Source organism: Methylobacterium sp., from assembly GCF_028290105.1.
In the GTDB taxonomy this organism is placed as follows: domain Bacteria; phylum Pseudomonadota; class Alphaproteobacteria; order Rhizobiales; family Beijerinckiaceae; genus Methylobacterium.
On record NZ_JAQGKL010000113.1, the window covers coordinates 1 to 4,870 of the forward strand.

Sequence of the window (4,870 nt, forward strand, 5' to 3'; positions counted from 1 at the left end):
GGGGACGGCCCCGAGGGCCCGACCCGGCGCGAGCAGCGCGCGGCGGCCTCCGCGACCCTCGCCTCCGGCGTGCAGACGCTGACCGTGGAGGAGGACGAGGCGGGGATGCGGATCGACCGCTTCCTGACCACGCGCTTCCCGCAGCTGCCCTTCACCCGGGTCCAGAGCATCGTGCGCAAGGGCGAGCTCCGGGTCGACGGCAAGCGCGCCAAGCCCAACGACCGGCTGGAGCCGGGCATGAGCGTGCGCGTGCCGCCCCTGAAGCTCGACGCGCTCGGCGAACGCCCGCGCTCGGCCGGGCGCGACGCCACCGACGCCGACTTCATCCGCTCGCTCATCCTCTACGAGGATGCCGAGATGATGATCCTCAACAAGCCCTTCGGCCTCGCCGTGCAAGGCGGCTCGGGCACCGTGCGGCACGTGGACGGCCTGCTCGAGGCGCTGACCGGCAAGGACGGCCAGAAGCCGCGCCTCGTCCACCGCCTGGACAAGGACACCGCCGGCTGCCTCATCGTGGCCAAGACGCGCCTGGCCGCCGCGACGCTCGCCAAGAGCTTCCGCTCGCGCTCGGCCCGCAAGGTCTATTGGGCGCTCACCGCCGGGGTGCCGCGCGTGCCCCAGGGGCGCATCTCGACCTACCTCGCCAAGGAGGAGCCGACCGACGCGGATGCGCGCATGCGGGTGGCCAAGCACGGCGACGAGGGCGCCGCCCACGCGCTGACCTACTACGCCCTGGTCGAGAACGCGGCCCAGAAGCTGTCCTGGCTCTCGCTGAAGCCGGTGACCGGGCGCACGCACCAGCTGCGCGCGCACGCCGCCCATATCGGGCACCCGATCGTCGGCGACCCGAAATACTTCAGCATCGAGAACTGGGAGCTGCCCGGCGGCATCCAGAACCGCCTGCACCTGCTCGCGCGCCGAATCGTGATCCCGCATCCGCGCACCGGCCAGCCCGTCGACGTCACGGCCCCGCTTCCGCCGCATATGGCGCAGAGCTGGAACCTGCTCGGATTCGACGCGTCCCGCTACGATCCCATCGTGGAGGCGCCCGAGGCCTGAGCGTTCCGTCCGCGCGCCTGGCGCCCGGACGGGGCCTCGCCGGAGGAGGGGCGGGGCGGGTGCACCTTGGCAAGCGCCCGCCATGCCTTATCCTTCCCGATAGACCCCGGTCGGCGCCACGCCGCCGGTCAAGGACCGTCGCGCCACGATGCATCGAGATACGCTCCTGACGCCCGCGATCGGCTTCGCGCTCCTCGCCCTCTCGGTCCTTGCCACGGGGGCGTCGCTCACCCCTCCGGCCCTGGCGCAGGCGGCCCCTCCGACCCAGACCCGGGCGCAGGGCCAGCCGCAAGCCGCGTCACAAGCCCTTCCCCCCTCTCAAGCCCTTCCCCAGCCGCAATCCCAGACGCCGCAGCAAGCGGCCCCGGCCGCCCAGCCTCAGGGCCAGCCGGCGCGGCCCGCTGCCCCCGGCCAGGCCTCGGGCACGGCCGGCGGACGCGGCTCGGCGCAGGTCGGCCGCAACCGCCGGCCTTCCTTCGCCGCCTGCAACCGCATCTCGCATGCGCGCGGCCTGCGGGGCGGGGCCCGGCGCCGCTTCCTCGTGCGCTGCAAGCTCGGCTACGACCGGCCGCGGCCCGCCCAGCCCCAGCCAGCACCGGCGCGCCAGCCGTGAGAGGCGCGGTCCGCAGCGCGGGTGCGCTCCCGTGAAGCTCATCGTCTTCGACGTCGACGGAACCCTCGTCGACAGCCAGCACCTCATCGTGGCGGCGCAGGGCATGGCCTTCGCCGAGCACGGTCTGCCGGCCCCGAGCCGGACGGAATCCCTCTCGGTGGTCGGGCTCTCCCTGCCCCAGGCGTTCCGCCGCCTCGTCGGCGAGGACGGGCCGATCGAGGGCTTGTCGGAGAGCTACAAGCGCGCCTTCAACATCCTGCGCCTCGATCCGAACTACGAGGAGCCGCTGTTTCCCGGCATGGGCGACCTGCTGGCCCGCCTGCATGCCCGCGACGACGTGCGACTCGGCATCGCCACCGGCAAGGCCCGGCGCGGGGTCGACCGCCTGATCGAGAGCCACGGCTGGGAGGGCTGGTTCACGACCACGCAGAGCGCCGACGACGCGCCCTCGAAGCCCGACCCCGCCATGCTGCTCCAGGCCATGGCGGAGAGCGGCGCCGACCCCGCCGCCACGGTGATGATCGGCGACACCACCTACGACATGGCGATGGCGGTGAGCGCGGGCGTCGCCGCCATCGGGGTCGCCTGGGGCTACCACCCGGTCGGCGCGCTCTTCGGAGCGGGCGCCGCCATCGTGGTGGAGAGCGCGGCGGATCTCGGCGCGCTGTTCCCCGAGACCGCCCAGGCCCATCCGGCCACCTGAAGCGCGCGCCTCGCAGCCCGCGGGCGGATGCCCTATCTGATCCGCCATGAGCGACGAATCCAAATTCGACCTGATGGGCGGGCCCGAGGGCGCGGCGCCCCCCGATCCGACACGCTCGGCCCGTGGGCCGGGCAAGCCCGCGCTGCCGAAGCGCTTCTACGCCGAGGCGGGTCTCGCCGCGCAAGGAGAGGGAGACGGTTTCCGCCTGACCCTCGACGGACGCCCCGCCAACACCCCCACCCGCAACCCGCTGAGCCTGCCGACACGGGCGCTGGCCGAGGCGGTGGCGGCCGAGTGGGGTGCGCAGGTGGCGGTCATCGACCCGGCCAAGATGCCGCTGACGCGGCTTGCCAACACCGCCATCGACGGGGTGGCCCCGCGCCGCGCGGCGGTGGTGGACGACCTCTCGGCCTATGCGGGCACCGATCTCCTGGCCTACCGGGCCGGCGATCCCGACCGCCTCGTCCGGGCGCAGGCGGAGGCCTGGGACCCCGTGCTCGACTGGGCGCGCGAGACCCTCGGTGCCCGCTTCATCCTCGGGCAGGGCGTGATGCACGTGACCCAGCCCGACACCTCGGTGGCGGCCCTGCGCCGGGCCATCGAGGAAACGGAAGGCCCGTTCCGGCTGGCGGCGCTCCACACCCTGACGACCCTGACGGGCTCGCTCCTCCTCGCCCTCGCCGTGCTGCGGGGCCGGCTCTCCCCCGCCGAGGCCTGGGCGGCGGCGCATGTGGACGAGACCTATCAAGCCAGCGTCTGGGGCGGAGACGCGGAGGCGGAGGCGCGTCATGCCCTGCGGCAGGCGGAATTCGAGGCCGCCGCGCACCTTGCCGCTCTCAGCCGTTAAATCCATTTTCGCGGAAAGCGGCCCGTGCTAAGGCCGGTTCAAATCGCGACCGCCAAGGTTCGGGCAAACTAGGTCCATGCGGGGCGCGGCGTCATCTCCAACCTGAAGGCCCACCGCGCATGAAGGACATCCTCGAGAAGCTGGAAGAGCGGCGCGCCCAGGCCCGCCTCGGCGGCGGCGAGAACCGCGTCGTCGCCCAGCACAAGCGCGGCAAGCTGACGGCGCGCGAGCGCATCGAACTCCTCCTCGACCACGGGTCGTTCGAGGAATTCGACATGTTCGTGCAGCACCGCTCCACCGATTTCGGGATGGAGAAGCAGAAGGTCCCCGGCGACGGCGTCGTCACCGGCTGGGGCACCATCAACGGCCGCACCGTCTTCCTGTTCTCCAAGGACTTCACGGTGTTCGGCGGCTCGCTCTCGGAGTCGCACGCCGCCAAGATCGTCAAGGTGCAGGACATGGCGCTCAAGATGCGCGCGCCGATCATCGGCATCTTCGATGCCGGCGGCGCCCGCATCCAGGAGGGTGTCGCGGCGCTGGGCGGCTACGGCGAGGTCTTCCGCCGCAACGTCGCCGCCTCCGGCGTCATCCCGCAGATCTCGGTGATCATGGGCCCGTGCGCGGGCGGCGACGTCTACTCGCCGGCCATGACCGACTTCATCTTCATGGTGCGCGACACGAGCTACATGTTCGTCACCGGCCCCGACGTGGTGAAGACCGTGACCAACGAGGTCGTGACCGCCGAGGAGTTGGGCGGCGCCAAGGTCCACACCACCAAGTCCTCCATCGCCGACGGCTCGTTCGAGAACGACGTCGAGGCGCTCCTGCAGATCCGTCGCCTCGTCGACTTCCTGCCCGCCAACAACATCGACGGCGTGCCGGAACTCGAGAGCTTCGACGATCCCTTGCGCCTCGACATGAGCCTCGACACGCTGATCCCCGACAATCCGAACAAGCCCTACGACATGGGCGAACTCATCCGCCGCGTGGCCGACGAGGGCGATTTCTTCGAGATCCAGGCGACCTACGCGCGCAACATCATGACGGGGTTCGGCCGCATCGAGGGCCGCACCGTCGGTTTCGTCGCCAACCAGCCGATGGTTCTGGCCGGCGTGCTGGATTCGGACGCCTCGCGCAAGGCCGCCCGCTTCGTGCGCTTCTGCGACGCGTTCTCGATCCCGATCGTCACCTTCGTCGACGTGCCGGGCTTCCTGCCGGGCACCGCGCAGGAATACGGCGGCCTGATCAAGCACGGCGCCAAGCTGCTCTTCGCCTACAGCCAGGCCACCGTGCCGCTGGTCACCATCATCACCCGCAAGGCCTTCGGCGGCGCCTACGACGTGATGGCATCGAAGCATGTGGGCGCCGACCTCAACTACGCCTGGCCCACCGCGCAGATCGCCGTGATGGGCGCCAAGGGCGCCGTCGAGATCATTTTTCGGAGTGAGATCGGCGATGCGGAGAAGATCGCCGAGCGCACCGCCGAGTACGAGGACCGCTTCCTCTCGCCCTTCGTGGCGGCCGAGCGCGGCTACATCGACGAGGTGATCATGCCCCACTCCACGCGCAAGCGCATCGCCCGGGCACTGGGCATGCTGCGCACCAAGGAGATGGAGCAGCCCTGGAAGAAGCACGACAACATCCCGCT

Annotated in this window: 5 protein-coding genes; all 5 read left to right on the plus strand. The window is 71.4% G+C overall.

Annotated features, from left to right (window positions below):
- The coding region (locus JWQ05_RS08450) for an RluA family pseudouridine synthase (protein ID WP_299657508.1) at nucleotides 1-1,059 on the plus strand (1,059 nt) is incomplete at its 5' end.
- Nucleotides 1,060-1,207: 148 nt separating this feature from the next.
- The gene (locus JWQ05_RS08455) at nucleotides 1,208-1,672 is read left to right on the plus strand and encodes a serine/threonine protein kinase (RefSeq protein ID WP_299657510.1); all 465 of its coding nucleotides are present in this window, start codon (nucleotides 1,208-1,210) and stop codon (nucleotides 1,670-1,672) included.
- Nucleotides 1,673-1,703: 31 nt separating this feature from the next.
- Nucleotides 1,704-2,375, plus strand: coding sequence for an HAD-IA family hydrolase (locus JWQ05_RS08460; protein WP_299657512.1), 672 nt, complete (start codon nucleotides 1,704-1,706; stop codon nucleotides 2,373-2,375).
- 46 nt (nucleotides 2,376-2,421) lie between these two features.
- Nucleotides 2,422-3,222 carry an ATP12 family chaperone protein gene (locus JWQ05_RS08465; RefSeq protein ID WP_299657514.1) on the plus strand — a complete coding sequence of 267 codons (801 nt, stop codon included), beginning with the start codon at nucleotides 2,422-2,424 and terminating at the stop codon, nucleotides 3,220-3,222.
- Nucleotides 3,223-3,341: 119 nt separating this feature from the next.
- A partial coding sequence (locus JWQ05_RS08470) for an acyl-CoA carboxylase subunit beta (protein ID WP_299657516.1) occupies nucleotides 3,342-4,870 on the plus strand: 1,529 nt, incomplete at its 3' end.

Excerpts from the sequence above, each read along its gene's own strand:
- JWQ05_RS08455 (WP_299657510.1), top strand. The coding sequence starts at position 1,208 with ATGCATCGAGATACGCTCCTGACGCCCGCGATCGGCTTCGCGCTCCTC.
- JWQ05_RS08465 (WP_299657514.1), top strand. The coding sequence starts at position 2,422 with ATGAGCGACGAATCCAAATTCGACCTGATGGGCGGGCCCGAGGGCGCG.